This is a genomic window from Heliomicrobium modesticaldum Ice1, assembly GCF_000019165.1.
GTDB lineage: Bacteria > Bacillota > Desulfitobacteriia > Heliobacteriales > Heliobacteriaceae > Heliomicrobium > Heliomicrobium modesticaldum.
This window is the reverse complement of the sequence record NC_010337.2, coordinates 372,571-399,502: the sequence shown is the minus strand read 5'-3', so window position 1 is coordinate 399,502 and position 26,932 is coordinate 372,571. Positions and strand designations below refer to the sequence as shown.

At 58.4% G+C, this 26,932-nt stretch carries 24 protein-coding genes, 2 tRNA genes, 1 other RNA gene and 1 other annotated feature; of the genes, 12 read left to right on the top strand and 15 right to left on the bottom strand.

The features are described 5' to 3' along the window. Nucleotides 1-19: 19 nt before the first annotated feature. The 3 genes from HM1_RS01825 (at nt 20) to HM1_RS01815 (ending at nt 3,023) form a co-directional block, all read left to right on the top strand. The gene (locus HM1_RS01825; protein ID WP_012281548.1) at nt 20-871 is read left to right on the top strand and encodes a CsxC family protein; all 852 of its coding nucleotides are present in this window, start codon (nt 20-22) and stop codon (nt 869-871) included. A 210-nt stretch (nt 872-1,081) separates the two neighbouring features. Then, a complete protein-coding gene (locus tag HM1_RS01820; protein WP_012281547.1) occupies nt 1,082-2,248 on the top strand; it encodes a THUMP domain-containing class I SAM-dependent RNA methyltransferase in 1,167 nt (388 codons plus the stop codon). A 106-nt stretch (nt 2,249-2,354) separates the two neighbouring features. Next, nucleotides 2,355-3,023, top strand: a complete 669-nt coding sequence (locus tag HM1_RS01815) for an HAD family hydrolase (protein WP_012281546.1) — start codon at nt 2,355-2,357, stop codon at nt 3,021-3,023. Between the two features lie 127 nt (nt 3,024-3,150). On the opposite strand, the gene HM1_RS15665 is transcribed toward HM1_RS01815, so the two are convergent. Beyond that, nucleotides 3,151-3,309 (bottom strand): hypothetical protein, encoded by a 159-nt coding sequence (locus tag HM1_RS15665; protein ID WP_012281545.1) that lies wholly within the window; start codon nt 3,307-3,309, stop codon nt 3,151-3,153. Between the two features lie 257 nt (nt 3,310-3,566). Here HM1_RS15665 and HM1_RS01805 point away from each other — a divergent pair, with 257 nt between their 5' ends. The 5 genes from HM1_RS01805 to bioA all read left to right on the top strand — a co-directional run bounded on the left by HM1_RS01805 (nt 3,567) and on the right by bioA (nt 9,103). Further along, the gene (locus HM1_RS01805) at nt 3,567-3,830 is read left to right on the top strand and encodes a hypothetical protein (protein WP_012281544.1); all 264 of its coding nucleotides are present in this window, start codon (nt 3,567-3,569) and stop codon (nt 3,828-3,830) included. A gap of 119 nt (nt 3,831-3,949) precedes the next feature. Further along, nucleotides 3,950-6,100: a Tex family protein gene (locus HM1_RS01800; RefSeq protein WP_041314319.1), complete on the top strand. Its 2,151-nt coding sequence runs from the start codon at nt 3,950-3,952 to the stop codon at nt 6,098-6,100. A gap of 179 nt (nt 6,101-6,279) precedes the next feature. Beyond that, on the top strand, nt 6,280-6,876 hold the full coding sequence (locus HM1_RS01795) for a biotin transporter BioY (protein WP_012281542.1): 597 nt from the start codon (nt 6,280-6,282) through the stop codon (nt 6,874-6,876). 99 nt (nt 6,877-6,975) lie between these two features. Then, a complete protein-coding gene (gene bioD / locus HM1_RS01790) occupies nt 6,976-7,719 on the top strand; it encodes a dethiobiotin synthase (RefSeq protein ID WP_012281541.1) in 744 nt (247 codons plus the stop codon). Next, complete coding sequence (gene bioA, locus HM1_RS01785; protein WP_012281540.1) at nt 7,700-9,103, top strand: adenosylmethionine--8-amino-7-oxononanoate transaminase; 1,404 nt, start codon at nt 7,700-7,702, stop codon at nt 9,101-9,103. Before bioD ends, bioA begins: the two co-directional genes overlap by 20 nt. 164 nt (nt 9,104-9,267) lie before the next feature. Here bioA and HM1_RS01780 read toward each other — a convergent pair whose 3' ends face one another. The 3 genes from HM1_RS01780 to HM1_RS01765 form a co-directional block, all read right to left on the bottom strand. Continuing rightward, nucleotides 9,268-10,080, bottom strand: a complete 813-nt coding sequence (locus HM1_RS01780) for a hypothetical protein (protein ID WP_012281539.1) — start codon at nt 10,078-10,080, stop codon at nt 9,268-9,270. Between the two features lie 1,012 nt (nt 10,081-11,092). Beyond that, nucleotides 11,093-11,178: transfer RNA gene (locus HM1_RS01770), tRNA-Tyr, on the bottom strand. 7 nt (nt 11,179-11,185) lie between these two features. After that, nucleotides 11,186-11,262: transfer RNA gene (locus HM1_RS01765), tRNA-Pro, on the bottom strand. A gap of 135 nt (nt 11,263-11,397) precedes the next feature. Here HM1_RS01765 and HM1_RS14865 point away from each other — a divergent pair. Together HM1_RS14865 and HM1_RS01755 are read left to right on the top strand one after the other, a co-directional pair. Further along, on the top strand, nt 11,398-11,682 hold the full coding sequence (locus HM1_RS14865; protein ID WP_064504611.1) for a hypothetical protein: 285 nt from the start codon (nt 11,398-11,400) through the stop codon (nt 11,680-11,682). Between the two features lie 164 nt (nt 11,683-11,846). Then, nucleotides 11,847-12,137 (top strand): hypothetical protein, encoded by a 291-nt coding sequence (locus HM1_RS01755; protein WP_041313085.1) that lies wholly within the window; start codon nt 11,847-11,849, stop codon nt 12,135-12,137. A gap of 107 nt (nt 12,138-12,244) precedes the next feature. Here the strand turns inward: HM1_RS01755 and HM1_RS01750 are convergent, their stop codons facing one another. The 3 genes from HM1_RS01750 to HM1_RS15450 all read right to left on the bottom strand — a co-directional run bounded on the left by HM1_RS01750 (nt 12,245) and on the right by HM1_RS15450 (nt 14,975). Continuing rightward, entirely contained in the window at nt 12,245-13,855 is a 1,611-nt protein-coding gene (locus HM1_RS01750) for a sodium:solute symporter family protein (RefSeq protein WP_012281537.1), read from the bottom strand. Between the two features lie 153 nt (nt 13,856-14,008). Further along, nucleotides 14,009-14,116, bottom strand: coding sequence for a symporter small accessory protein (locus HM1_RS16495; RefSeq protein ID WP_335324170.1), 108 nt, complete (start codon nt 14,114-14,116; stop codon nt 14,009-14,011). 130 nt (nt 14,117-14,246) lie between these two features. After that, nucleotides 14,247-14,550 (bottom strand) — a binding site (T-box leader). Nucleotides 14,551-14,690: 140 nt separating this feature from the next. Next, complete coding sequence (locus HM1_RS15450) at nt 14,691-14,975, bottom strand: hypothetical protein (protein WP_148207054.1); 285 nt, start codon at nt 14,973-14,975, stop codon at nt 14,691-14,693. 408 nt (nt 14,976-15,383) lie between these two features. On the opposite strand from HM1_RS15450, the gene HM1_RS01740 reads away from it, so the two are divergent. Next, on the top strand, nt 15,384-16,775 hold the full coding sequence (locus HM1_RS01740; protein WP_012281534.1) for a hypothetical protein: 1,392 nt from the start codon (nt 15,384-15,386) through the stop codon (nt 16,773-16,775). Nucleotides 16,776-16,862: 87 nt separating this feature from the next. Beyond that, nucleotides 16,863-18,671, top strand: a complete 1,809-nt coding sequence (locus HM1_RS14320) for a sigma 54-interacting transcriptional regulator (protein ID WP_012281533.1) — start codon at nt 16,863-16,865, stop codon at nt 18,669-18,671. 72 nt (nt 18,672-18,743) lie between these two features. On the opposite strand, the gene HM1_RS01730 is transcribed toward HM1_RS14320, so the two are convergent. The 8 genes from HM1_RS01730 to HM1_RS14315 form a co-directional block, all read right to left on the bottom strand. Then, nucleotides 18,744-19,286 (bottom strand): isoprenylcysteine carboxyl methyltransferase family protein, encoded by a 543-nt coding sequence (locus tag HM1_RS01730; protein ID WP_041313082.1) that lies wholly within the window; start codon nt 19,284-19,286, stop codon nt 18,744-18,746. 57 nt (nt 19,287-19,343) lie between these two features. Next, a complete protein-coding gene (locus HM1_RS01725; RefSeq protein ID WP_012281531.1) occupies nt 19,344-20,474 on the bottom strand; it encodes a type III polyketide synthase in 1,131 nt (376 codons plus the stop codon). A 134-nt stretch (nt 20,475-20,608) separates the two neighbouring features. After that, nucleotides 20,609-20,967, bottom strand: an RNA gene (gene rnpB, locus HM1_RS14860) — RNase P RNA component class B. A 102-nt stretch (nt 20,968-21,069) separates the two neighbouring features. Further along, complete coding sequence (locus HM1_RS01720; protein ID WP_012281530.1) at nt 21,070-22,269, bottom strand: metallophosphoesterase; 1,200 nt, start codon at nt 22,267-22,269, stop codon at nt 21,070-21,072. Nucleotides 22,270-22,414: 145 nt separating this feature from the next. Continuing rightward, nucleotides 22,415-23,149 (bottom strand): 3'-5' exonuclease, encoded by a 735-nt coding sequence (locus tag HM1_RS01715; protein WP_148207053.1) that lies wholly within the window; start codon nt 23,147-23,149, stop codon nt 22,415-22,417. A 155-nt stretch (nt 23,150-23,304) separates the two neighbouring features. Next, the gene (locus tag HM1_RS01710; RefSeq protein WP_012281528.1) at nt 23,305-25,227 is read right to left on the bottom strand and encodes a DUF294 nucleotidyltransferase-like domain-containing protein; all 1,923 of its coding nucleotides are present in this window, start codon (nt 25,225-25,227) and stop codon (nt 23,305-23,307) included. A gap of 284 nt (nt 25,228-25,511) precedes the next feature. Further along, entirely contained in the window at nt 25,512-25,688 is a 177-nt protein-coding gene (locus HM1_RS15660; RefSeq protein WP_187147795.1) for a hypothetical protein, read from the bottom strand. 121 nt (nt 25,689-25,809) lie between these two features. Beyond that, the gene (locus tag HM1_RS14315) at nt 25,810-26,694 is read right to left on the bottom strand and encodes a GerMN domain-containing protein (RefSeq protein WP_049754006.1); all 885 of its coding nucleotides are present in this window, start codon (nt 26,692-26,694) and stop codon (nt 25,810-25,812) included. Nucleotides 26,695-26,932 lie beyond the last annotated feature (238 nt).

Below are 26,932 nucleotides of genomic sequence, written 5' to 3'. Positions count from 1 at the left end.
AAGGAAAGGAGTGGATATAGTGACGAAAAAAGGAAAGACGTCTTACCCCGCGCCCAAGGCCTACTCTTGGCATCGCGTCTGGCAGAGCCAAGAGAAAGAATGTTGCGGCGAACCGACGGAGTATGAATGCGAAGAGGCGAGTTGCGAAGTGGATTACTGTGCAGACAGCGAAAAAAGAGCTCCTCGAAAAGACACCTGCGGACAGGTGGTCAGCGTGCGGACATTGCCTCTCTGCCCCAACAGCCCCGGCAATGTGGCCTGCGGTCAGGTGAAGGTCCCTGTCGTGCTGGCAGAGCCCACGATCCAGATCGAAGTGGAAGCTGACTTGGAACTGGATCAGTACGCACTGGAGATCAAGCGGATCAAAAAAGAAGTCGTCTTGACCCAATGTGAACTGGTGCTTGGCTCCAACAAGCTCTTTATCGGCGGCTACGTGCGCAAGAACATTGAATACGCCACTGTGGACTGTGAACATTGTTCAACCAAATGCGGTGATATCCGCCACTGCACCGTACATGTGCCCTTCGAGTGCGTCACGCCGATCACCTTCGCCAACCCGCCCCAGTTCCATGCGGCTAAACCCTGTGTGAACATCGAATTCGAAGGACACAAGGTGATCGCCGACGAATCCATTTGTGTCGATGTGAAGAACGAAAAACCCTTCTGCGAGCTCCTGTCCTCCGTCATCTATGAGGAAGACATCATCCAGCACAAGGATCGCTGCTGCGACAGCGGCGAAAAGCTCTTCAAAAAATTCACCGAGAAGATGGTCATCATCCTGACGCTGAAGGTGCTGCAAAAACAGCAGCGCGTCATCCCCCTGGGACCGCCCCCCTATCATCATCATCACCACTGCAAGAACGACTATTGATTGGAAAGCCGGTCAACAGCGGACGACAGTGTTGGTCTGATTGAAGCAGAAACAAGTGAGGCAGAGAGAACCCTGTCAGCCGTCATAATGACGATTGCGGGGTTTCTTTTTTCTTTTTCTCTGGCGATTTTGCTCTTCAAGCGCTTATACTATTGTCACGGAAACAAGGCGATGCCCGGCTCTACGGGCTCTTTCAATGCAGGTGAAGAAATGGCGAAAATGGAACTCATCGCGACAGCCGCCTTCGGCCTGGAGGCGGTTGTCGCCAGGGAACTGCGGGAATTGGGATATGACGATCAGTCGGTCGAGGACGGTCGGGTCATCTTTCGCGGTGACGAGAGGGCCATCTGTCGGGCCAACCTCTGGCTGCGTTCCGCCGAGCGGGTGCTGGTCAAGGTCGGTTCCTTCCCGGCGACTACATTTGAAGAACTGTTTCAGGGAACAAAGGCGTTGCCCTGGCCGGACTGGCTGCCTGAGAAGGCCGAGTTTCCCGTGGAAGGGAAATCGGTCCGCTCGAAGCTGTTCAGCGTCTCCGACTGTCAGGCCATCGCCAAGAAGGCCATCGTCGAGAAGATGAAAGAGCGGTACCGCCGTTCCTGGTTTGACGAAAAGGGCCCCCGCTACACCATCGAGGTGTCCCTCTTGAAGGATGTGGCTACGCTGACCATCGACACGAGCGGCGCCGGGCTGCATAAGCGCGGCTACCGCGACCTGGTGGGACAAGCGCCTCTGAAAGAGACGCTGGCGGCGGCCATGATCCAACTCAGTTTCTGGCGCCACGATCGGGTGCTGTTGGATCCCTTTTGCGGCACCGGAACGATCCCTATCGAGGCGGCCATGATCGGCCGCAATCTGGCGCCGGGGCGCAACCGGACCTTCGCCGCCGAGCAGTGGGGCCAAATCCCGGCCTCCCTTTGGCAGCAAGTCCGCGAGGAAGCCCACAGCCTGGCTGCGCTCGACCGGGAGTTGCGCATCACCGGAACCGATATCGATGAAGCGGCGCTCAGCCTGGCTCGGCGCCATGCCCGCAAAGCCGGTGTGGACAACGCCATCCACCTGCAGCGCCAGCCCATGTCGGAGAGCCGATCTCGCTTCAAGTACGGCCACCTGATCTGCAACCCCCCTTACGGCGAGCGGCTGGGAGAACGGCAGGAGGTGGAACGGCTCTACCGGGAGATGGGCAAGGTCTTTTCGGCCTTGGACACATGGTCTTTTTATGTGCTCACGTCTCATCCCGGATTCGAGGCGCTCTTCGGGCGCAAGGCCGATAAAAAGCGAAAACTCTACAACGGCCGCATCCAGTGCAACTATTACCAGTTCTACGGGCCGAAGCCGCCCCGGCGCGAGGAAGCCGCAGAGACAAGCGAAAAAGCTTGAGCCGGTGCTATGGTGAACGGCTTACGGGCAAAACAATAAGACGAAATAGGTTACGGGAAAAGCGATTAGGCGCAGAAATGAAGAGATTCTGCCAAAGGAGCATGCGATGATACCCTATGAGTTGATTTTATTCGATCTCGACGGGACGCTGACCGATCCGAAGACAGGGATCACCAAATCGGTCCAATACGCCCTCTCCAAATACGGGATCATCGTCGAGGACCTGGATAGCCTGATCCCCTTTATCGGTCCGCCGCTCATCGAGTCTTTTCAGCGCTTCTACGGCTTTGACGAGAGCCAGGCTCGCCGGGCGGTGGACTTTTACCGGGAGTACTTCTCTGTGACAGGGTTGTACGAAAACGCCCTTTTCCCAGGAATCCCTGAACTGCTTGCGCGTCTATCGGCCGCTGGAAAACGATTGGCCGTCGCCACGTCAAAGCCGACGTGCTTTGCCGAACAAATCCTGCGCCATTTCGGAATCGATTGCTATTTCGATCACATCGTCGGCAGCAATCTGGACGGCACCCGCTGCGCCAAAAGCGAGGTCGTCGCAGCGGCGCTGGCCCTGTTCCCTCGCGTCGACCGACGGCGCGTCATCATGGTGGGCGACCGGGAGCATGACATCATCGGCGCAAAAGCGAACGGGATCGCCTCGATGGCTGTTTCCTACGGCTACGGCTCTTTGGAGGAGCTTGAGGCGGCAGGCCCGGGGCAGATCGCTGGTTCAGTGGAGGTCATCGAGCCGTTGCTGGCTTACCGATCCTCCATTCGATAGCGCCCTTTTTTGGGGAGCTTTTCGTCATCAGGACTGTTCCAGTGCCCTTCGAGTTTGGTGTGCTCAGCGCGCTTAAAAAAGAAAAGCCCCAGCTGAGCCAGGACTGAAACGAAAGAAGAGTCTCAGATCATTCCTTCGGATCTTCGGGGCGGTGCGCCGATGACTTGTTGCGCTTCTTCGGAGCCTTGATGCCGGGGGCCAGTTCCCCTGGTTTACCCAGGCGGGCCCACAGCTCTTCTAATTCCTCGGGAGACAACAGGTAGGAACGCACTTCATTTCCGTTCATCTACGAACCGCCTTTCTTCCTTTGTAATCCTTCGGACATACCATTTTAACCTGAAAAGAGGGAATCCGTAAACAGGGAATTACAGGGAGGAAAAGGGCTGCCCCGGAGAATAGCGGGGCTGCGCCGAGGCCAATGCCGTAGAAGGCATCCCAGCACGAAATCAGCGTCGAAATAGGCGGTTATGCCGAAAAAAGAGGCGCCGGAACAGGTGTATCTTCGATGAAAATACAGAAGTAAGCAAGAAGGGGTTTATAACAGTGGAAGAAATACAGAAAGAACAACAGAAAAACCAACAACAGAATGAGCAACAGAAAAGAGCCCAGACAGACGGCCGGAACGAGATTGGGAAGGATAAACAGAAATCCGGGTTGAATGTAGAACTTATGCGCAAGATCATCGAAGAGAAGAGACAAAAGAGCGCCAACCAGGGACATACAAAAAAGGGCAAGGCAGAAGGCGGCCCTGTGTCGGCGCGGCCTGGCATCAAGAAGTACAAAAAGGGCGGACTTTTTGACAAGTAGTGACTGGGAGAATCAAAGGGAAAGCATACCGGGGCGCATACCGGAGAGGTTCACGAAGGACCTCCTGGAGGGTTTCCGGCTTGTTCGAGGAAGAGGGAGAACGATCGTTGTTAGCCGAAATGATCGCCAAAGAGTTGGGGCTGAAAGCCGTTCAAGTGGCCAAGGCCATCGAATTGTTGGACGAGGGGAACACCATCCCCTTTATCGCCCGCTACCGCAAAGAAGCCACCGGCGAGATGGATGAAAACAAGTTGCGCGAGTTGGCCGAGCGGCTCAAGTACCTGCGTTCGCTGGCCCAGCGCAAAGAAGAGGTCCTTAAGAGCATCGAGGAGCAGGGTAAATGGACAGACGATCTGGCCAAAGCGCTGGAGCAGGCCAAGACCCTGGCTGAGGTGGAGGACATCTACCTGCCTTTTCGCCCCAAGCGCAAAACACGGGCCAGCCAAGCTCGGGAGCGGGGCCTCGAACCGCTGGCCCGCCTGATCCAGGCGCAGGCGCTTCGCGTGGGAACGCCGGAAGCGGCGGCGGCCCCCTTTGTCAACCCGGAAAAGGATGTGCCCGATGCGGCGGCAGCCCTGCAAGGGGCGCTCGACATCATCGCCGAGGAAGTGGCCGAAGATGCAGAGGTTCGTCGCTGGGTGCGCGCCTTCACCGCCCGCAGGGGCGTTCTCGTTGCCAAGGCGGTCGATCCGGAAGCTACGACGCCGTACCTGATGTACTATGACTACAGGGAGCCGGTGGCGAAGATCCCGCCGCACCGCGTCCTAGCCATCAACCGCGGTGAGAAGGAAAAAGTCCTCAAGGTAAAGATCGAGGTGGAGTGGGAACCGATCGGCCGACATCTGGAGAGCCGCCTTATCACAGGCCCCTCGATATTTATGGACCGGCTGAGAGAGACCTTGCAGGACAGCTATAAACGCCTCCTGGCGCCGGCGATGGAGCGGGAACTGCGCAACGAGTTGACCGAGAAGGCGGAAGAGCAGGCCATGAAGGTCTTTCAGGCCAATTTGAAAAACCTGCTCATGCAGCCCCCCATCGGCCGCCGCCGCGTCCTCGGCATCGACCCTGGCTTCCGCACCGGCTGTAAGTGGGCAGCCTTGACAGAGACGGGCAGCCTGCTGGAAGTGGGCGTCATCTATCCCCATGAGCCCCAGAAACGATGGGAGGAAGCAAAGGGCAATCTCTGTCAAATCGTCAAAAAACACGGCATCGAGTTGATCGCCATCGGCAACGGCACAGCCAGCCGCGAGACAGAGGCGCTGGTGGCCGAAGCGATCGGAGAGATGGAGCAGGCGGTCCAGTTTATCATCGTGAGCGAGGCCGGCGCCTCCGTCTACTCAGCATCCCCTCTGGCGGGCGAGGAGTTTCCCCATTTCGACCTGTCCCTGCGCAGCGCCATCTCCATCGGCCGCCGTCTCCAAGATCCGCTGGCCGAACTGGTCAAAATCGAGCCGAAAGCCCTCGGCGTCGGCCAGTACCAGCACGACATGAACCAGAAGCGCTTGGAAGAGACGCTGGGTGATGTCGTCGAGTCCTGCGTCAATACAGTCGGCGTCGACCTGAACACTGCATCTGCGTCGCTGCTTCGCTATGTGGCCGGTATCTCGTCCCAGGTGGCCAAGAACATCGTCGCCTACCGGGAAGAAAAGGGGCCCTTTCGCAAACGGTCGGAATTGAAAAAGGTGAGCCGCCTTGGTCCGCAGGCCTTTGTCCAGTGCGCCGGCTTCGTGCGCATCCCCGACGGGGACAACCCCCTCGACAACACGCCTGTCCACCCTGAATCCTATGACGGCGCTCTGCGTTTGTTGAAGGTGCTCGGCTTCGGCCCCGCCGATATCGGCGGTCCCCGCCACAACGAGCTGAAGGCGGCCCTGGCTAAGGTGGACGTGGCGAAGATGGCGGAAGCGACCGGCCTCGGTGTTCCCACCTTGAAGGACATCATCGAGGCCTTGATGAAGCCGGGACGCGACCCTCGGGAGGACTTGCCCAAGCCGCGCTTCTCTTCTGCGGTGCTCTCCCTTGATAACCTGAAGGAAGGTATGGTTCTGCAAGGGACGGTGCGCAATGTGGTCGACTTCGGCGCTTTTGTCGACATCGGAATCAAGCATGACGGCCTCGTCCACGTGTCCCAACTGGCCGACAAGTTCGTCCGCCACCCCATGGAGGTTGTCGCTGTCGGGGACATCGTCACCGTGGCCGTCCTCTCGGTGGACCGGCAGCGGGAGCGGGTCGGATTGACCATGCGGGGCGTGCCGCAGACAAGTCAATGAAACAGGCCGGCGCAAGTCCCGTTAAAACAAAACCCTGACCGCTCAAGCTGCCGGTCAGGGTTGTTTGCGTCCTGATTGTGAACCTAATAAAAATATACGGTTGACATAAAAGATGGTAGTCAGTACAGTATATTTGTCAACCAATATACATAAAGAAAGTCGACAAAAAGGAGGCAATCATGGTGGGTTGGACACCGCGAGAGATGGCGCAGGTGGCGCTCTTTGCCGCATTGACGGCGGCAGGCGCCTTCATCAAGGTTCCTGTGCCTTTTGTTCCCTTTACCTTGCAGTACCTGTTCGTCGCCATGGCTGGTATCGTTCTGGGCAGCCGTATGGGCCTGGCCAGCCAGTTGGTCTACATCGGTATCGGCCTCATCGGCCTGCCCGTCTTTGCTGAAGGGGGAGGGCCGGGGTATGTGCTCAAGCCGACTTTCGGATATCTGATCGGCTTTGCCCTGGGCGCCTGGCTTATCGGTCGATTGACGGAGAGGCAGGAAAAGGCAAGCATTCTCCCCTTCTTTGGGGCGGCTATGGCCGGGCTGGCCGTCATCTACGGCATCGGCGCCCTCTACCTCTACGGGATCATGAACCTGGTCCTTGCCAAGTCGATCACCCTTTGGAACACCCTGTTGTACGGCATCTTGCTCCCTTTGCCGGGAGACATCCTGCTGAGCGGCGCAGCGGCTTATATCGGGGTCAAGCTGTGGGTCTTGCGGGGAACAAGGGGAAAGGCCCTTTTTGTGGAGGAAGGCGTCAAGGAAGAGGCGCAGGCGTAATAGAAGCGCAAACGATGGCGAAGAGAAGCGCAAACGATGGCAAAGAGAAGTGCAAGTGACGGCGTAAAGACAGGCAAGTGGTGAGGAAAGCAGGGATGGATGTTGCATGGGGGCATCTTTGTCACCGGTACGGATACTGGTGTGGGAAAGACAGTCGTCACTGCGGCGCTTTGCAAGGTGATGACTGCTGTCAAAATCAGGGCTGTTCCCTTTAAGCCGGTGCAGACAGGCGCGCCGCTGACTGAGGGGGGCTTTTTTCGGGAAGACCTGGCCTTTTATCGCCGCAACCTGGAGATCGACTTGCCTGATGATTGGCTGAGTCCGGTCTGTTATGAAGCGCCGCTGGCTCCCGCCGTTGCGGCAGCGTTGTCCGACCAGCCTGTAGACCTTGACGTACTCGATCAATTCCTTTGGCGGCTGGCAAACAGGTGCGATATGGTGCTTGTCGAAGGTGCCGGCGGTTTGGCCGTGCCCCTCACGACGCCGGACTTTACCATGGCCGATTTGGCTTGCCGGTGGAGGCTGCCCCTGCTCATCGTCGGGCGGGCGGGGCTGGGCACGATCAACCATACCGTCCTGACGGTCCGCTATGCGCGGGAAAAGGGGATTCCCCTTCTGGGGATCATCCTGAACGGCGCGTCGGTGACACCGGACCTGGCCGAGCAGACCAGCCCGGAGATGATCCGTCGCATGACGGGGATACCCATCCTCGCCAGGCTGCCCCATATGGGCGATATCAGCCAGGCCGGTCTCTTTGCAGAGTACTGCCGCCTTCTGGCGGCGCAGTTGGATATCCACAAGCTTACAGAGGAGGCCGCACGGCATGCAATCGATAGACCTTGAAAAAATCCCAGCCAACACAGGTTGCGAAGACCTTCAGGAGTTGGACAAAAGGTACCTATGGCACCCCTTTACCCAAATGCGCGAGTACTGTCGGGAAGACAACCTGATCATCGAGCGCGGCGAGGGCAGCTACCTTTTTGACACGCAAGGCCGCAAGTACCTGGACGGCATCTCATCGCTCTGGGTGACAGTCCACGGTCACAACCGCAAAGAGATCAACGAGGCGATCCGCAGCCAGGCGGAGCAGGTGTCTCACTCGACCCTGCTGGGCCTATCCAACGTCCCGGCCACCCGACTGGCGAAGGAACTGGTCCGGATCACCCCCGAGGGCCTCAGCCGGGTCTTTTACTCTGATTCTGGAGCCACGTCGGTGGAGATCGCCTTGAAAATGGCCTTTCAGTACTGGCAGCAGCAGCCGGATACAAGGAAGCGGGGCAAACAGCGGTTTTTAACGTTCAGCGGGGCCTATCACGGCGATACCATCGGCTCCGTCAGCCTCGGCGGCATGGATCTCTTCCATTCGCTGTACCGGCCCTTGCTGTTTCAGAGCCTGAAAGCGCCTGCCCCTTATTGTTACCGCTGCCCCATGGGCCGGGAAGCAGGGGAATGCGGCTTTGCCTGTCTGGAGGAATTTGACCGCCTCATCAGCGCCCACAAGGACGAACTGGCCGCTGTCGTCATCGAGCCTTTGGTCCAGGGGGCGGCCGGCATCATCACCGCCCCGCCGGGATACCTTCGCGCCGTGCGCGAACGCTGCACCGAATGCGATGTCCTCCTGATCGCCGATGAAGTGGCTGTCGGCTTCGGCCGCACGGGAAGCCTTTTCGCCTGTGAACAGGAGGGGGTCTCACCGGATCTGATGTGCCTGGCGAAGGGCATCACCGGCGGCTACCTCCCTCTGGCAGCCACGCTGGCTACGGAAAAGATCTATGAAGCCTTCTTGGGCGAGTACAGCGAATACAAGACCTTCTTTCACGGTCACAGCTACACGGGCAACCCGCTGGCCTGCGCCGCCGCCCTGGCCAACCTCGAGATCTTCGAGCGGGATTGTGTGATCGAAGGGCTGCAAGGTAAGATCGAGCGGCTCCGTCAGGGGCTGGAACACTTTCATGCTCTCCCCCATGTGGGCGATGTGCGCCAGCGGGGGTTCATGATCGGCATCGAACTGGTGAAGGACAAGGCGACCAAGGAACCCTTCGCGCCGGCGCTGCGGATGGGGCACCGGGTGATCCTGGAGGCGCGCAGGCGTGGCGTCATCCTGCGACCCCTTGGCGACGTGCTCGTCCTGATGCCGATCTTGGGCATGAGCGACAGCGAACTGGATCAGTTGCTGCAAGTGACCTATGAATCGATTGGCGCTGTCATGTCCGAAATGACGGTATGAAAAGCCGCAGAAGCTTCCGAGAAGATTCAGGAAGCGACATAGCGCGGCGAACTGGATGATCTGCACAAACGCCCATCCGGATGACGGCGGAGGGGGGCATAAAAAGTGAAAAACCCCTTCAGGATCAGCGATCCTGCGGAGGGGTTTTTTCATTGAGCGACCTGCTATTTCATGACCAGCTTCTCAATCGTCACATCGACGGCCAACACGGAGATACCCATATTCTCCAGGATGTCGAAAGCGAGGCGCTGCACCTTGCGACCCAGCACATGGAGGGGCTGCCCGTAGACGGCGGTGATGGGGAGGCGGACGGTGACGCCGTCGTCGCCATGGCTGATGCTGATGCTGCCCACATCGGCCACGCCGGGCACTTCCTGCACCTGGTGGGTGATGCCGGCGACGATGGCCGGGGTGGAGATGGACAGGTTGCCCAAGGAGGTGAAGGTGGGGCGGACGACAGACTGTTCGGCCCAGGTCTTGCGCTCGGAGCCTTTCTTCTGGAAGAAGACCTTCACCGGGTTGATCAGAGCGTCGGTCCAATTCCGGGTCACTTCCAGAGCGGGGGCGGGGACGACGTGGCGACCGTGATGGGCCCGGTTGTAGCGGGCTTTGCGGATCTCATTGGAGGAAGCGATGTCGTGGATGTAGATGATCTTCTCAATCGCCGGCAGTTTCAGGCGGGCGGCGATCTTTTCTACCATTCCTTCGGAAGTGCCCAGGATCAGGACCCCCTTTGGCGCGCAACGCAACAGCGCCTGCACCGCTTCGTCCCGGTGTTCCTGCTCCTGAAAAAGAGCGGTTTTAATGGCGCCCAGGCGGGTGGACGACCGTTTGGCCGTCGTGCCGGCGAGGATGCGGTTTTCTTCAATGATCAGGCCGTCGTCGATGATCACCTGACAGTGGAGTTCGGCGGCGAGCCGGATGGCCCGGTGGCTTTTGCCGGTGCCGCTGGGACCCACCAAGGCGTATACGCGCATTGTCTTCCCTCGTCTATGATGGTTTTTCTTTCCCTTAACATTTTACCACGGATGGGTATGACAGCAAAGGCGTACCCTTTTTCCTGATCGAATGAGACAGGGTTGTCGCTGACTGTGCCAGGACGGTATAGAAAAAAACAATGAACATTTTAAACCAAAAGAAGGAAAATAATAGAAAATAGAGAATAGATTGGTAGATTTATCAGAGAGGAGGAGATTCCATTGGGCTAAGCAGGCTGGTGTCTGTCCGCTTGCCCGCGCCTTGGTGGACATCGGTTCTGCTGCAACGGAGGGGAATGACGGGAGGCTACGGTGGATCCGGTGAAAACGAGTGAGTCCCCAGTCGAATGAAGGGCTGCACGCATGACCCGGGATTGCGTTCAAGTTGGGCCGCTTCGACGGCGGGAATGGCGGGAAGTCTGGGGCAGACGCCCAGGGGCCTCCGGGGAAACCGGGGGAGGTGGGAATCAAGTAGCCGGTCGGCTCCGTTCCAGCGGTCTCATCGGCGTTTTCGGACCGCTTCAGAGCGGGACCCCGCGCCAGCGGGAGTGGGAGACGGCGGAAACGTAGCCCCGATAGGCCATGGACGGCGGGGTGATGGAATGTGGACCGAGGAACGAGCGCCCAAGAGTGAGGACAAGGCAGCCGGACCGGAGCAAAAGAGGTGGCGCATTTGAAGAATGACGGATGACCTGCTTTCTGCCCCGCCCAGCAGCGATACCCCGGCAGTCGCGTTCCCCAGCGGAACGACGCCCCGCAGGGGGAAGGCCGGTCTATCTTTGACAACTGAATGCACGCGGTCGGTAGCCAGCGTGAATGAAGGTGGAAAGGGTCAGGACCGGAGGCAAGGCATGCTCCGGTCTTTGTTTTTCATCAAGCTTCCGTACGCCTGGCAAGGGCAGGGACAAAGGAAAGGGGGAAGGGCAAGGGGTTTAAAAAGCAAAGAAGTTATAAAAAAGTTATAAAAAAGCAAAAAACCCGCGCCGCAAACGGCACGGGTCAATTCGCTAAGTGGTGGAGGGGGTAGGATTCGAACCTACGAAGTCGTCAGACGGCAGATTTACAGTCTGCTCCCTTTAGCCACTCGGGAACCCCTCCAGACACATGGTCGGAGCGACACGATTTGAACGTGCGGCCTCTACCACCCCAAGGTAGCGCTCTACCAAACTGAGCTACGCCCCGAAGACAAATGTTAGTATAACCGGGAAGTTCCTTCTCGTCAATAGGGGATTCATTGGGAATAGCGGGCCGGTCGTCGCATATATTCCTGTAGGCGCGCTTCTCGATACCCGGCGCGCCGGGGGGAGAGGGACTTCAATGGAACGGGCAATGATCACAGGTATCTCAGACACAACGAATGTTAGAGGAATTGCAGATTCACTCAACATGCACAAAGCAACTGAACCGAAGGTTGTGGCGGATCGAACAGAGGCGGCTGGAGAGGCTCACGCGGAGCATTGGTCTGTCATAGCGGTGGAAGTAATCGGACTCAAAGGGCAGGTCAAAGAACTGGAAGCCCGCGTGGTCAGCATCGAGAAGCAACTGGAAATCTTGGCGCGCCACTTGGCCTATATAACTAGCGATCCATTCCCCCTACGGTGAGGGTTTCATGGTTATCTGAGCAGTATTGAAAAAACGCCTGCATGAACAGGCGTTTTACCTCTTAACGATGGCAATATTATCATTTTTTGTCGTTACAGTCAATTATAAGTTAGTCTTTACAAATTCACTTTACCATAGTAGGATTGAATTGGGAGGTATGCTAAATGGAGTTAAAAAAAGGCTTTTTAGGGTACACATCGGTTGGTGTTGCTACATTACTTGGGTTACTCATCTTAAATTTCTTTATTCAGCCTGTTTCATTGAGTCTCACGTCATTTCTTCGATGGGCAGTTTTCTTTCCCATGATTTTAGGTCCGATCGGATTTGTTGTTGGTTATCTGGGATACCGTAATAGCAAGGATAAGTACGCGAAATGGGGCATGATTTCCAACGCAGCACTTTTCCTTTTTTCACACTTCTATTGGGCTGTTGGAACCTTATTATTTGGTCCTTAATCGGGTTAGGAATTCATAAATGAAAAAAGAAAAGCAGGGCCAAATGCCCTGCTAGAGGCTGCTGTTAAGAAACAGCAGTCTTTTTGTCTTTTATTGTCCCACTTTCTTCACAGTTGCCGCTGTCTCGGAGCAGACTTGGGGAGAAGAGTAGTGTCCGCTTGGGCGGCCTTTTGCGTCATCAGGCTGACGGCGACGAGGACGACGGCGCTGACGGGCAGGCTGATCACCATAGGGTCGATGTAGGTCCAGGGCGCCGCCGCCAGGGTTTTGGCGCCGAAGAGCTGTTGGCAGACGCCGAAGATGGCCGCTTCTTTTTCATGGACGAAGAGGACGAGGACGAGGTAGGTGACGGTGGCCGAGATCATGCTCCAGGTCGCCCCGGCCGGCGTCACCTTCGGCCAGTAGAGGGCGGCCGTGTACATGGGTAAAAAGGCGGATGCGCACATGCCGAAGAAAAGGGCCGTGGCGATGGCGATGATGCTCGGCGGAAGCTGGAGCGCCAGCAACAGGGTGAGGGTGAAGCCGATGACGGTGCCGACGCGCGCCCAGAGGAGGGTTTTTTGATCGCCCTTTTTGGCCTTCGGGTTGAGGTCATAGGTGAGCGACGTGGCGATGAGGTGGAACTGGCCGCTCAGGGTGGACATGGCCGCCGCCATGAGCGAGAGCAGGAAGAGGTACATGATCCACTCGGGCATGGCCTGGGTGATGAAGAGGGGGATGATCTTGTCAACGTTCGGCGCTGCGCCGCCCACGGCTGTGGCCGCCAGGGCGAGTTTGCCCGATTGCTCCATGAAGTAGACATTGGAGAGGGCGCCGACGGTGAAGGCCGTGCCGGTCATGAAGAGGATGAAGACGCCGCCGACGCTCAAAGCGCGGTAAATCTCTTTTTTGCCGGAGACGGTCATGTAGCGGACGGCCAACTGGGGCTGGGCCAGGACGCCGATGCCGACGCCGAGGACGAGGGTGGAGACGACGAACCACCAGATCTCGGAACCGAACCGGGGCATGGCCGTCCAGCCCAGGTGGCCTTTCGCCGCCAGGGCCTGGGGTACCAGGTCTTTGAGGGCGCTCAGCTTTTCATGGGCCGTCACGACGCCGCCCAGCTTGTCGTAGGTGAGGTAGAGTAAGACACCCATGCCGATGAACATGATGGAACTCTGTAGGGCGTCGTTGTAGATGACCCCCCGCAGGCCGCCGAAGAAGACGTAGGCCAGGACGATGACGGCGAAGATGATCATGGAGGTGGTGTAGTTGAGCTGCATGGCCTCTTCCATGTAGCGGGCGCCGCCGATCATGACGGCCGCCGCGTAGAGGGGCATGGAGAGGGCGATGACGCCGGCCGAGAAGTTGCGGATGAAGGGCGATGAGAAGCGGGCGCCGAGAAACTCGGGGAAGGTGTGCACGCCCAGTTGGTGGGCCAGCTTGCGCGTCTTGACGCCATAGAAGACGAAGGCGATGAAGATGCCCACGAAGATGTTGAAGACGGTGAGCCACAACAGGCTCATGCCGTAGACGCCGGCGGCGCCGCCGAAACCGACGATGGCCGAGGTGGAGATGAAGGTGGAGCCGTAGGCCAAGGCCATCAGAAAGGGATGGATATTGCCGCCGGCGATGAGGTAGTCCTTCGACGAGCGCGTGTGCCGGTAGCCCAGATAGCCGAGGAGCACCGTGGCGCCGAGATAAAAGGCCAACATGATGTAAAGGAGACCGTGTTCCACTTTGCCATCCCTCCCGTTTGTGCTTGTGTGAAATCCGATGATCGGTCAAATCAAAAGATTAGTGCGATCGATGTTTTCTGAATCTTCCGAGAATGATCGGCCCTTTTTTGGCGCATTCGCTGAACGCTCTCGTTCAGGAGCAGCGATCGCGCCTTATTCTCCTTGGTGCTGGCCCCAGTAGGCGTAGCCGACACAGAGCAGCGTCGAGGCGATACAGAGCAGGTAGGCGCCTGCAATCCAGGGATCGTGCAGTCCGAGCATCTTGTTTTCCACCTCCTTTGCGCTGTTAATTTTTATTAAAATCAGTGACAGGTTGCAACGAAATAAGTTGAAACAGACCCCGTTAAAACAGTAACAGGACAAAATAAAAAATCCCGTCCCTTGTCTGGCGACAAGGGACGGGATCATCACCCGCGGTACCACCCTCATTGGCTCTTCGGGACTGCGCCCAACAAGCCCTCCTTCATTAAGGTACGGGCCAAGGCATAGCGCCTCACCGATACCCCCTTCCCCATAACGGTGGAAGATCCGGCCTCACCTACCAACTCTCGCGCTGCCGATGCGTTCGGAGGGAGAGTCTTCAGCGGGCAACTCCAAGGTGAACTTCGCCTTATCGCTTGCAGACCGGGCTTTCACCTGTCCCCGGCTCTCTGGGCTGAAGCCATAAGGGTACTTTACCTTTTCATCGTTTTTCCATTAAGAACCTGATTCAATTGGATTGGCGTTATTCTAGCATGAGAAGGGCTGTCCTGGCAATGGGGGGAATAGAAATTTTTTCGGGCAGGCTGGCGCGCTTCCCCGATAATGATCCAATGGAGTGGTCGGCAACCGCATTCTAGCAACGCTCTGTTGACAGTGCAGGGCTTTCCTTTGACCATTGATAATAGTGGGAAAGAGGTATTGCTTTCAGTCGTTCTGTGGCGCGCGCTTTTCTCAAGGCCTCCGTCGAGCTTTTTGCCTGGATCAAGACCAAGGCATTTTTCGGGTAGATGTTCAACTCGAGATAATCCCGGCGCGTCCGTCGAATGTCACTTTCCGATGGTCCGAAGTCGAGTATCGAATACATGCCTGGTTCACTCGAGGAGCGCAACAGAAGCCAATGATGCACCGTTTGGTTCATTCTTTATGCACTCCCTTAAAATGTAATCAATCCTTTCACAAGTGATTATATACCAAGGTTAAAGGGTTTTACGTTAAGGTTGTTAAATGCAGTTTTAAGTATTTTTTGCATATAAAGTAAAATCTCAATGCATTTTTGTGCTAATTTCTTTTTTCGCTTACTTAGGCAGCATCTTTAGAAGATTTTCAGAAACATCATTTAATGATTTGTCACATGGGAGCGCGAGCCCCCTGACCTGCGACTGTTGCAATCGGCCTGGGGGGAGCTGATCGCTGTAATGAAAGCGGTCCGTCCGATGGTCCAACCGGAGTACAGGACGAACATAACCGGGACGACCCTTGAATACAGTAGTGTGCGGAACTTTTTTGTCGTCCAGGGCCGCCGGCAGATCGAGATCTTTCGGAGGCGATGGCGCTGGCCTTCGGTTTTTCGGTGGTCATCGGCAATTTCCTCGGCTTCTATCCCGCCAACCGGGCCTCGCCTCGGAGCCGAACGAATGAGCGAGAGCGAGGTGTTGTTGTGAACCCTCGGCGCAAATCGCTTTTGATGATCACCCTGACGGCCGCTGCCATGACGATTGCGGCCCTGGTTGGGGTGTTTCTTTTTCCCCGTGGGGGTTTTCTCAGCAGATTGCTGGATGGTCGCGAATGGGTGGCTGCCCTTTTGGCCCTCTTTTTGGTGATCGGCTTCTGGGCGACTCGAAAAAAGAGCGGTTTTGACGGTGAGGAGGATGGTCACGACGAGGGAGACCTTGAGGCACTGCGCTGGGACATCCGGGATGAGAAGAACAATCGGGACGGGGAGCGCAGGTGGGATGATGAGCAGGAGGAAGGAGCGGGAGGCAAGGGAGATGACGAGGAGGCTGGGCCTGAACGCCCGGTTACTCTCCATGACAAGGGCGGTCTTATGTTCGATGTACGGCCATGCCCCGGCCAATGCTCCGCACCTGCCCGACTGCTCGACGAACTGGTTCCCCCCCTCAACCACTCCCTCGGCGTCATCCGTTGCGCCGTCCAGGTGTTAGAAGAGGAGTTTGGTTACCGCACCGACATCATTCTCCACACGCGGATCATCGCCGTCGAGGCGCAGCGCCAGCAGCAGTACCTCCGGGAGGCCATCGGGCTGTTGCAGGTCGACGGGACCCCTCCAGATTGGCTGGACCTTTCCGTCCTGGTCGACGGGGTGCTGGAACGGTTCCGCAAACGCCTTCCGGGTTATGCTGTGAGCCAAGAAGTCTTCCGACAGCAGGTGCCGCTCAAGGTCTGGGCAGAGGGGGAACGCCTGGCTGAGGCGATATGCCGGCTTTTGGTGGGACTTTGCCGTCCCGATGTAACAGGACAGCTCCATGTTCGGATCAACGTGGCGCCTGAAAAAACAGTCCCTGCAGTCGAAGCAGATGGCGCCTATAAAAGGAACGATGAGAACATGGTAAAAGGCAACGGTGGAGAAATCGGGTGCACCCTCGAATGTCACCTGCGAGGGGCGAGGGAATTGACGGCATCTCCGGAGGGACATCTGGCTCGCCTGGCCATCGAGGCGCAAGGAGGCAGGGTCGTCATCACCCCCGGCGCTACCGGAGAGGTACAGGTGGTGTTGCGGATGCCCCCGGTCTTTACAGCAGCGGAGCCGGAACGTTTTCTGCGAGACAAAGGGTTCTTGCTTCGTCCTGCGCCTGCTGCCCCCGCCCAAAACGGCACTGGAGATGAGGAGCTGGAGAGTTCTCACCGAGGGAGCGCCATCGAATCGAAAAAGAATGAGATGGATAGCGTCCGGCCCTTGTACGCCGGCGCAAGGGAATGATCAAGACAGGTAGACGGCCAGTCGTTTCAGTCGAAACAGCCAAGGACTGTAAATTAGCCGAAAAGGCGGCGGGAGGGGAAGGTGCCGATGCAAGGCGTCTTGTTGCTGCTCAGTCCCGAGGAGCACCTGCGGTGGGTCTTGGCGCGGGGACTGAGCCGAGTCGGCTACAGGGTCATCTCGGTGCAGAACGGGAATGAGGCGGTGCAGCAGTTGGAAAGGGAAGCGGTGAACCTGGTGATCGTCGACCTGGACGGACCGGGGTCGGAAGGCATGCCGGTCTTGCACCGCCTGCTCGGCGTCCGTTCTAATGTGCCCTTCCTCGTCCTTACTGGTCAGGCATCGGCCGAGACGGCCTTGGAAGCGCAGCGCTTGGGGGCGCGCGATTACCTGCAAAAGCCATTTAGCCTCGACGAACTCCGCTTAGCCTTGGAAAAGGCGCTCGAAATAGAGTCTTTGCGGCAGGAGGTGCGTTTCCTGCGCCTGGAAGCAGCCGGGAGGCGGGAGAACGTGGAGTTGATCGGCGTCAGCCCGGCCATGCGCGCCATCCGGGAACTCATCGCTCAGGTGGCTGACGCCCGGGCACCTGTCACCGTGGTGGGCGAGGCGGGAACGGGAAAGGAGGTTGTCGCCCGGGCGATCCATCACCAAAGCCGCCGTCGCGAATACCCCTTTGTCGTCTTCCCCTGCGCAGCCATCCCGCCCAACCTGCTCGAAAGCGAGCTGTTTGGCTGGGAACCGCCCGGTCCTGCGAAGGCGGGTAATGAAGCGAAGGTTCGGTCGGGACGGTTGGAACTGGCCCACCGGGGGACTCTCTTGATCCGGGATATTGAACTGTTACCCCTTGATCTGCAGGTGAGGCTGTGCCGTGTGCTGGAAGACGGTGCTTTCACCCGGATCGGCGGGACAAGACAGTTGGCTGTCGATGTGCGTGTGATCGTCGCCTCCAGCCGGAGCTTGGCCGATGCCGTACGGGAGGGACGGATGCGGGAGGATCTCTACTACCGGCTCAATGTGATCCCGATCCATCTGCCGCCTTTATCGGTGCGCAAAGAGGACATCGCCGACTTGGCCCGGCATTTTTTGTGCCGTTATGAACCGCGCGGTCGGATCCGGGGATTTACAGCCGACGCCGTCCACATCCTGACCGGCTATGCCTGGCCGGGCAACGTGCGGGAATTGGCCAACCGGATCGAGCGGGCGGTCATCATCACCCGTGGGGAGTGGATCACCGCTGCCGAATTGACTGCTGTCGATCCACCGTGCATCGGTCAAAAAGAAACGGGATTGAACACATCTTCGGCGAACGGCGCGGCTGCCTCCACAAGGAGAGGCGATCAGAACCGGCGGTCCGGCGAAGTGGTTACTCAGGTCGGCGCGGTGCCACACGAGCAAGGGGACATCGCTGTCTCATCAGTGACGCGGGATGGCACTCCCCTGCTGTCTAAGCAAGACAGCGGCACCGCACAGCGGAGGTCAGATAAGGCCAATTTGCCAGCGCAGGAGAGACCGGGCGAGACAGTGGTGCTCAACCAGGGCAAGGAGCTGTTGTTGTATACCTCCCGCCGCCGCAGGCGGGTCGAGACGGGAGCGGGGGAGGACCAACCATCATCTGCCGCGGAGCGGGAGAAGATTGCCGAAGGGGATGGAACAAAGGCCGGGTCTGGAAGAAGGACGCCCCATGAACGCTGTCTTCAGAGCGACGGCGTTACCCTGACGATCGCCGGCCCTTTCTCCTTGGAAAACGTGGAAAAGAAAATCATCGAGTCTGCCCTTCAGGAGACGGGCGGCGACTTGGTGGAAACAGCGCGGATGCTGGGGTTGAACCGGCCTGCCCTTTCTGCGCGGATGCAAAAACATCATATCTCCCTCACGCCCTTTCGCTCTGGTGAGCGGTAAACAGGCTGCTGTTCATGAGATCACCGGCTCAGCCGTCTTCCGATAAGAAATGGGGAGTCCCATGAAGCCCCCCTATGGGGAAGAGCGAAAGACTTCGCCATAATCGGTCGCTTCGGCCAAGGCGGCCTCTTCCGCCTGAATGCGCACCGACAGCAGGTAGAGATTGACGATGGAAATCACAGCCGCCGTTATCCATGCGCCGAACAGGAGGGGGATGCAGAGCAGTTCCGTAACGACGGCCAGGTAGTTGGGATGACGGAAAAATCGGTAGGGACCACGTCGGATGGCATTGGCGCCGGGGAGGACAAAGATGCGCGTGTTCCAGAAATGACCCAGGCTGGTCATGCACCAGTAGCGAAGCCCCTGGGCGATGAGGAAGGCCGCCGCCGGCGCCATCCACCACTGAGGCGGCTTTCGGCCCAGCACGAGCACTTCCGTCATTAAGGCGGCAAAGAAGCAGACATGTAAGGCCACCAGGTATCGATAGTGCGCATGCCCCACCTCGACGGCTCCTTTGGCGGTCATGCGGCGGGCGTTTCGCCGGGCGATGGCCAGTTCGACCACCCGCTGGGCCAGCACGAACGAGAACAAGGCGAAGAAGACGAGCAACGTCATGCCTCCTTCAGGCTTTCCTCTGGTCAGCGAAGGGCAGGATCTGCAAAAGAGCAGCGTTCACCAACGCAAGAGCGCCAGTTCCGAACAAAAGCCCGGCCCCAGTGCAGTCATCAATGCGTATTCGCCTCTGCAAATACCGCCGCCGCCGTGATTTCCACAACTGTCGCCGCCGCAATTTTCGGCGGACCGTTCTTCCATCGCCCTTTCCAGAACAAAGAGGATTGTCGCCGACGACATGTTGCCATACTCGCGCAGCACCTGGCGGCTCAGGCGCGTCTGTTCCGATGAGAGGCCGAGGCATTCTTCATAGGCGCTGATCACTTTAGCGCCGCCGGGGTGGGCGATCAGGCGGTCGATGGCCGAACGCTCCAGCCCCTGTTCCCGGAGAAAGGCGTCCACCGCCGGCGGGATGTGGCGCAATACAAAGGCAGGGATGTCTCGCGAGAAGATCACCTTCAAGCCCTCGTCTTGCACGTCCCAGCCCATGATGTCGAGGGTGTCGGGCCAACAGGTTGTCTGGGAAGCGATGATCTGGGGAGAAAGGGCAGGACTTGGAGAAGCGCCATCGCTGGCGGCGGTCTGTCCGTCCTCTACGATCACAGCGGCAGCAGCCCCGTCGCCGAAGAGGGAGGTGGCGATCAGGTTCCCTTTCGAGCGATCGCCCCAGAGGAAGGTAAGGCCGCACAATTCCAGGGTGAGGAGCAGTACGGGGCGGCCCGGACGGGCGATGGCCAGCTCGGCGGCCCGGGCCACGCCTGCGCAGCCGCCTGCGCAGCCTAACCCCCACAAGGGGAGGCGGCGCAAGGATGGTTTCATCGCAAGCTTGTTGGCGATGCGCACATCGATCGTCGGGGTGGCGATCCCCGTAGAGGAAACAAAGAGAAAGCAATCCACATCTTCTGGCGCGAGACCGGCGTTGTTGAGGCATTGCGTGACGGCGCGAACACCCAGGTCGACGGCGTTTTCGATGTAGAGGCTGTTTTTCTCGGCGAAGCTGTGGTTTTGCTGAAACCAGTCCATGGGAACGCAGAAGTGGCGCTTGTCGATCTGCGCGTTTTGAAAGATCGGCAGCAGTCGTTCTAGGTCGCGGAAAGAGGCGGAGAACATCTGCTGCACGGCATGGCAGATATCTTCTTGGTAAAAGACGTGGTCCGGCACGGCGGATGCGATGGAGACGATTCTCGGCACGGACGCTCCCTCCTCGATTCCTCCCTCTACAGCGATGCTAGTGTTGCCGCGCCGTCGCGGGAAAAGTCGTTATCGAGGCAAAAAAATAAACGGCCGGAGGTGTAGACCTCCGGCCGTTTTAGAAAAAAGAGTATGGCTGTAATCGAGATTCTGTCCCCGGCTTACGCCGTTGGATAGTCATTTGTCTAAGGAAGCTGCTCCCTAGGGCCTGACTTCCTTCCCGCCGCAGCGGGTGCCCCTACCCGCGGCTGGACGCCGCCTATTTGGGTTGCACGCTGGTGGAGTTTACCCTTGCACTTCCCCGTCGCCGGGGAACATCGTTTCTGTGGCACTTTATGGCGACTCGCTTCTCCGAAGAGACGCTTTTGCCGTCGTCAGGTCGCCCTGCCCTGGCTTGCGCCAGGCACCATACTCCGCGACCGCCGAAGCGGTCGTGGGCGTGTCTCGAATTTCCTCGATCCCTGCGAAGCAGAAACCGCGACTATCCACCATACTCTTTTTTGCTCTTCTGTTTTGGGCACCTCAAAAGATGCTTAATCAGTATAGGCGATTCGGCCGTTCAAAGCAAGAGGGGATAAATGGAAAAGAAAAACCTTTAGGCGCTCCGCAACACAAAGGTGACGATCTCAGAAGGACAACCCAAGCGGAAGGGCATCCAGTGACCGAGGCCGCTGTGGACGAAGAGCTTGTGCTCGTCATCGCCATACCAGCCGCGCATATAGGCCATGGCGAAGGGGAAGAGGGAGCGGTCGCCGATGCCCACCTGTCCGCCATGGGTGTGGCCGGCTAGGGAGAGGGCGACCCCCCTTTTTCGGGCTGCATTGAACCCGTCGGGGTGGTGAGTGAGCAGGATTTTCGGCACCTCTGCCGGCGCGCCGGACAGGGCCTTGTCGAGCATCCGTTCCGTAACGGCTGCCCGGTTGTCTTCGCCGCGGCCTGTGAAGGGGTAGTCGATGCCGAGCAGGCAGAGCGAGTTCTCAACGGTGGAGCAACTGTTGTCCAAGTGTCGGATCGAGCTGCTCCGGAAGGCGCCTCTCACTTTATCAAGGTCTCGGTAGTGCTCGTGGTTGCCGAGGCAGTAATAGCTGCCCAAGGTGGCGGAGACCTGTTCCGTTCGCCTGATTGCCTCGTGCAGGAGTGTCACGTCGTCTACATAGTCGCCGGTGATGGTCAAGATGTCCGGTTTTTGTTTCTCCACGAGTTCCAAGGCGTCATCGAGGCGGTCAAGCGGGAAGAAGGTACCCAGATGGACGTCGGAAATCTGGACGAGGCGGAGCCCGTCGAGGTGTGGAGAAAGACCGGGGATGGTCACAGGGTAGGTGCGGGTGACGACACGGTTGTCGCCGATGAGCACACCGTCGGCGGCGACCGTGAGGGCGAAGAAGGGGACGGCGGTGATGGCGCCTTGCAGCAGTTGTCGGCGCGTCACCTTCTCCGGCAGATGGACGTGGGATTGGGACTCCTGTTGGGCCTCCGCCTCCGGGGAACTTTGGAGGCGTTTGAAGATGAAGACGAGGGGAACAGCCAAGAGGAAGATGAGCTGGCCGATGTTCCAAGCGAAAGCGGGGTAATAGGCGATGCGCAACCAGGCCTCCTGGGTCTGGAAGCCTGTCGCCACGCTGTACAGGGGCGGCAGCGCTGAGAGGAAGGCGATGATCACGAAGGCGACTCGCCAGCGTCCCGGTCGGAAAAAGGGCATCCAGCGGACGAGAGCCATGTAGGAGAGGTAGTTGATGAGGAGGAAAAAGGCGATCGGCAGGAGGCGCATGATCGAAAATAGCGGAGATGGGTGCAACGAGAGATCCTCCTTCCGCCGGAGTAAGCATTTTATTGTTATGCTGCATTGCTGCTTTATTATATTAGCGCCTCTGCCGTTGGAACACAAACTCCCTTCGGGGCTGTGAAGGGCGTCCTCTGGACAAGAGAGGGATGGCGCGCTCCTAGAGGTGCTGCTGCGCCAAAATACGCTGCAAATCGCCGAGAGTGTGTACTTGCCGAAGTTTTTGCAGACGGACCAGCATGGCTGCAAACAGATCCGCCGTCATCTGCGCGTCGCCGAGGGCGCTGTGGCGGCGGCGGGGCGTGATCCCGTAGTCTGCGACCAGGGCGTCGAGGCTGTGTTCGGCGCGAAAAGGTTCCAAGACGCGCGATAGGGTGATCGTGTCGATGACAGGGTGATAGAGCTTCGTTCGGAGCGGGCGCAGGTACTTGTCGAGAAATCCCACATCGAAGGCGATCCCGTGGGCCACCAGGACGGCGCCGTCGATAAAATCCAGAAAGTCGTCAAGAACCGGATAGATGGTCGGTTGGGAAAAAACCATATCATCATCGATGCCGGTGATCTCTCGCGCCAGAACAGGGATAGGGCGATGGGGGTTGACGAGACGGTCAAAGACTCGCACCTTCCCGGTATCTTCGGTCCATTCCGCCCCTTCGCCACCAGGCGGCAGGGCTACGCCGCCGAGAGCGATCACATCGTCGTTAGGAACACTCAGTCCTGTTGTCTCAGTATCAAAGACGACGAAAGTGATGTCCCGGAGCAGTCGAAAGGGGCTATGGCGCCCCCGATTGCGACGACACTTTTCCACTAAGCGGGCGGACAGGGCCGGTTCGGGCATCCGCCCGGGGAAACCGCTGCGTTCAAGGCCGAAAAGATAGCGAAAAGTTTCAATCAAGGATGACACCTCCACCGGATCGAAAAAGCGCAATCGATGCGCCCGTCAGAGAACCCCTCCATCGGAAGCGAAATCCTTAATCATGGGAAGCCTCGCCAGGAGGCTAGGGCAGAGCAGGCCGGAAGGCCGATGTCCAAGCAAGGACCATAGAGCCGTTACAGGAAGCCCTCGACGCGAAAAGCCGAACCGGTCAGGCTTTGCAATCGAATGACGCCCTGAATCGCCTCTTTCAACGCCGCCTGCTCTCGCTTGGTCAACCGGTAGGGGTGGATGTAGTTGTCGGGGGAGCGCCCCTCTTGCAGCTTGCGTAGATTCTCTCGGAAGCGCATGCCCGTCAGGGTGTTATAGCTGAAACAAAACTGTTCGGCGTCATTGGCGTGAAAGACGCCTCGTTCTGCCAGGCGGTGGATCCGGGTGAGCGTGTTCGTCTCCGGAATCCCCTCGCGCAGGGCAAAGACGCGGACACAGTCGATCAGATGCACCAACAGGCTGCGCTTCAGATCGATTTCATCTTTGTGATCGCCGCTCTTTTCCGTGACAAAGGGTTTGAAGAAACCGAGGCTCACCTGGTGGCGCAGGTCATCCTTGGCTAGGTGGTGCAGACCGACGGGGAAGCGGCGGTAGGTCTGACAGACGGCGTCTCGCAGACGGCGGGCCAGCGTCTGGTCGCCGTAGAGGCCGCGGAAATCGAGGAAGATGGTCAACTGGCGCACATGATCGGGCACCGATTCCTCTACCCAGACGCCGAGGCGGTGCATCCATTCGCTGAAGGAATGGCACCAGCGGGGGTTGCCGGCCATGACCTGACCGGGACAGCGGGCGAAGCCGCAGGCCTCCAAGCCCTTGGTGACGAGCTCGCCCAGGTCGAGATAAAAGGCGCGCGCCGACTCCCGATCTTCCTCCGGCACGTCGGCAAAAACGATGGCATGGTCCTGATCTGTGCGCAGCGTCTGTTCGCGCCGCCCTCCCGATCCCATGGTCAGCCAGCAGAAAGGCGCCGGCGGCGTCAGCCGACGCTTGGCCAGCACATCGAGGGCCAGTTCGATGATGCGCACCGTCAGCCGGTCGTAGAGGACGGTGATGACCTCGGTGATCTCGGCTGGTTGCGCCTGTTCAGCCACCATGGCCGTGAGCAGCCGGTCGATCACCTTGGCCCTGGCCGCCAGTTCATCGACAGAGCGACAGTGCTCGATCCCGTCGACGATGGACAGGGCGCCGGCGTCGCGGTTGCGGATCAGGTCTGTCAGGGCGACGATGCCGAGCAGACGACCCTTGTCGACGACACCGACATAACGGACCGTCTCGCGGATCATGGTCAGCAATACCTGATAATAATAGGATTCGGGTGGCAGGGTGATAAACCGGCTGTTCATGGCCGATTTCAATGGAGGAAAAGCGAGGGGCCCGGTCGCGTCATCAGGGAACGGCGCAGCCAGCACATTATAGACAAGATCTCGTTCGGTGATGATGCCGATGGGGTGCTCCCCTTCAGTGACGACGAGGGAACCGACGCGCTTGTCGGCCATCAATCGGGCCGCTTTTGTCACCGGCTCGCTGGCGGCGATGGTGTATACCGGCGAGGACATCATGTCAACGGCGCGTTTGCGAAAGGGCCGCCCATCCATACCGGGCGCCTCCCCGGAGTGTTCGGCCACAATCTCGTCGATCATGGCCCGAAAACGGGAGGCGAAGAGTCGGGAGAAGTAGGCCGAGAAGGCGGCGTGCTTTTCCCAGAGCCGGTGTAGTTCGTCAAAGGGGATCGTCAGGCAGGTCATGTCATCGATCGCCTTGACGGTGGCAGGATATTTCTTCTCGACGATGCAGGTTTCCCCAAAGAACTCGCCGCCTTGGCGAAAGCCGATCACCGTCGACACCCCGGCGTCGTTTTGAATGATGATCTCTGCCATCCCGTCGAGCGCCAGGAAGAGGTGGGGGAAGGCCGGTTGGTTTTGCGAAAAAATAACCTCCCCTTTGGAAAAGCGAAGGGAAGTCATTTTCTCGGCCACGCTGCGCAAGGCCTCCTCGGGTAACTGATCAAAGGGGGCGATGGCGCGGATCTGCGCCAGGGGATCCATCATCGTCCTCGCTCCTTCCCGTGCGGCCCCTGAATCGGCTCGTAACAATATTTTAAATCGTCAGGGAAGGAAAAGACAACTGGTTTTTTGAAAATTCTATCAATTAGAGAGGTCTACAGGGAGCAGGCGGCGCAAAGCGGTCTTCATTTGAGCGAGCGATCTCATCAGCGATTTTATGTTCGAGAAATGAGAGATTTTATGTTCAAAATCGAAACATGAGAAAGGGCGAAAAAAAGCGATACCCTTCCCGGGGGGAAAGGTATCGTTTGTCCTTCCGTCAAGGTCCATCACTCTGTTTCCAACAGCGGAACGGCCCCCGGTTCCCGGTCCGGCGCGATGGAGCGTTTACGGGGGGCTTTCACGCCGGGGGCGATTTCCCCGGGGCGTCCGTACTTCTTGTAGAGCCTTTCCAGCGATTCCGGATCGAGATGATAGGTATGCATGCCTTTCGGTTTGTCCGCCATCATATCGCCTCCCTTTTATATTTTTTCCGCCGGCAGGGGCGGGCATTCAGCTGATGAGGCGGACGAGGGCGGAGGCGGCTCATTTTTCCGTACGATTTGATGCTCCAGCTGCCAGATTGCGTTATGCTCCTGGCGGCACCGCGGCGACAGACCGGATCACCCAGATGTGTTCTTTTCCGGCGCCTGCCGGTTGGGTCAGTTCGACAAGGAAATCCATCTTGCCGTGACGAACTCTCACCTTGGCCACCGGTTTGCCGACCGCCTCTGATTGGCTGATCAGGCTGAAACAGTCCTTTTCCGGCTCGAATCCGAGGGCGATCCCGTCGACGCGGGTCACTTCCAGCGGGTCAAGGCGCCACTGCTGGTGACCCTGCCGCACATCCTTTTCAATGTCGCCGATCTTCTCGGGCGGCGGGATCGGTCCCTGGCGGATGGTCAATTCGTCAAAAAAGGACAGGGGGCGGGAGATGTCCAGGTGACCGGCCAGGGTTTCGACCTTTTGGCCCTCCACGATGAGTTGAACCCCGGTGTAGCCGAGGGAGGAGAAGCTGTTGACGAGGGAGCCGATCAACAGGGCTTCCCCGGTGGAGCCTACGTTGCTCTGGCGGATCTCCTGAGAAAGGTTCACTTCCAACTGGGTGTCTTTGATGGTCACGCCGAGCAGGCGGGTCTTTGCCGGGATGAGCGTGGTCAGTTGGCCGTTCTGGGGACCGCCTTTCAGGAGTTCAAAGGTCTGGCGAACTTTTTCTTCGGCGCCGCCGTTCAGGGGTCGTTCTTCTTTGACCAAGCGTTGCAACTCCTGATCGGGGAAAAAGAGTCGAACCGTCGTTTCCGCAGCAGCGGTGACTGCTTTCCCTTGATCATCAGGGGCACTTTCAGCCGGGGGCGTTGCCCGGGATAGGCTGCAGCCGGACAAGGCGATGGCGGAGACGAGCGCAAGCAGAATGAACAAGAGGAGAGAACGGGAGAAAGGGGAACCGTAGGGGCGCTTCGTGAAGTTGTCCAAACAGCGAGGCCTCCTTCCGAGTTGATAATCCCTGAGACTGTCGGATGCTTGGCTGGATGATTCGTTGATATTTTCGCCAAACAAGGAAAGGAATCCTGCTGATGAAAAACCTGATGAACCAGTTATGGCAGATCTGCGCGGAAAAAAGCGGCAGAAGGAGCGGTTGATCGCCCCGTGGTCCCACAAACATATGGCCTGGGCCTGTGGGCTCGGAGAGTTTGGCCGGCACCAGATTTGT

Bases quoted from the DNA above. Each gene is read 5' to 3' on its own strand.
- HM1_RS01730 (WP_041313082.1), bottom strand. From the start codon at position 19,286: ATGACGTTGCTCGTCTTCTTCGCCTTGTTCTCGTTCGTGCTGGCCCAG.
- HM1_RS15660 (WP_187147795.1), bottom strand. From the start codon at position 25,688: ATGGCGGACAAACCGAAAGGCATGCATACCTATCATCTCGATCCGGAA.
- HM1_RS14320 (WP_012281533.1), top strand. From the start codon at position 16,863: ATGCAAGGCGTCTTGTTGCTGCTCAGTCCCGAGGAGCACCTGCGGTGG.
- HM1_RS01795 (WP_012281542.1), top strand. From the start codon at position 6,280: ATGGTGGGTTGGACACCGCGAGAGATGGCGCAGGTGGCGCTCTTTGCC.
- HM1_RS16495 (WP_335324170.1), bottom strand. From the start codon at position 14,116: ATGCTCGGACTGCACGATCCCTGGATTGCAGGCGCCTACCTGCTCTGT.
- HM1_RS15450 (WP_148207054.1), bottom strand. From the start codon at position 14,975: ATGAACCAAACGGTGCATCATTGGCTTCTGTTGCGCTCCTCGAGTGAA.
- HM1_RS01780 (WP_012281539.1), bottom strand. From the start codon at position 10,080: ATGCGCGTATACGCCTTGGTGGGTCCCAGCGGCACCGGCAAAAGCCAC.
- HM1_RS01800 (WP_041314319.1), top strand. From the start codon at position 3,950: ATGATCGCCAAAGAGTTGGGGCTGAAAGCCGTTCAAGTGGCCAAGGCC.
- bioA (WP_012281540.1), top strand. From the start codon at position 7,700: ATGCAATCGATAGACCTTGAAAAAATCCCAGCCAACACAGGTTGCGAA.
- HM1_RS01740 (WP_012281534.1), top strand. From the start codon at position 15,384: ATGGCGCTGGCCTTCGGTTTTTCGGTGGTCATCGGCAATTTCCTCGGC.
- bioD (WP_012281541.1), top strand. From the start codon at position 6,976: ATGTTGCATGGGGGCATCTTTGTCACCGGTACGGATACTGGTGTGGGA.
- HM1_RS01815 (WP_012281546.1), top strand. From the start codon at position 2,355: ATGATACCCTATGAGTTGATTTTATTCGATCTCGACGGGACGCTGACC.
- HM1_RS01755 (WP_041313085.1), top strand. From the start codon at position 11,847: ATGGAGTTAAAAAAAGGCTTTTTAGGGTACACATCGGTTGGTGTTGCT.
- HM1_RS14865 (WP_064504611.1), top strand. From the start codon at position 11,398: ATGGAACGGGCAATGATCACAGGTATCTCAGACACAACGAATGTTAGA.
- HM1_RS15665 (WP_012281545.1), bottom strand. From the start codon at position 3,309: ATGAACGGAAATGAAGTGCGTTCCTACCTGTTGTCTCCCGAGGAATTA.
- HM1_RS01820 (WP_012281547.1), top strand. From the start codon at position 1,082: ATGGCGAAAATGGAACTCATCGCGACAGCCGCCTTCGGCCTGGAGGCG.
- HM1_RS01710 (WP_012281528.1), bottom strand. From the start codon at position 25,227: ATGATGGATCCCCTGGCGCAGATCCGCGCCATCGCCCCCTTTGATCAG.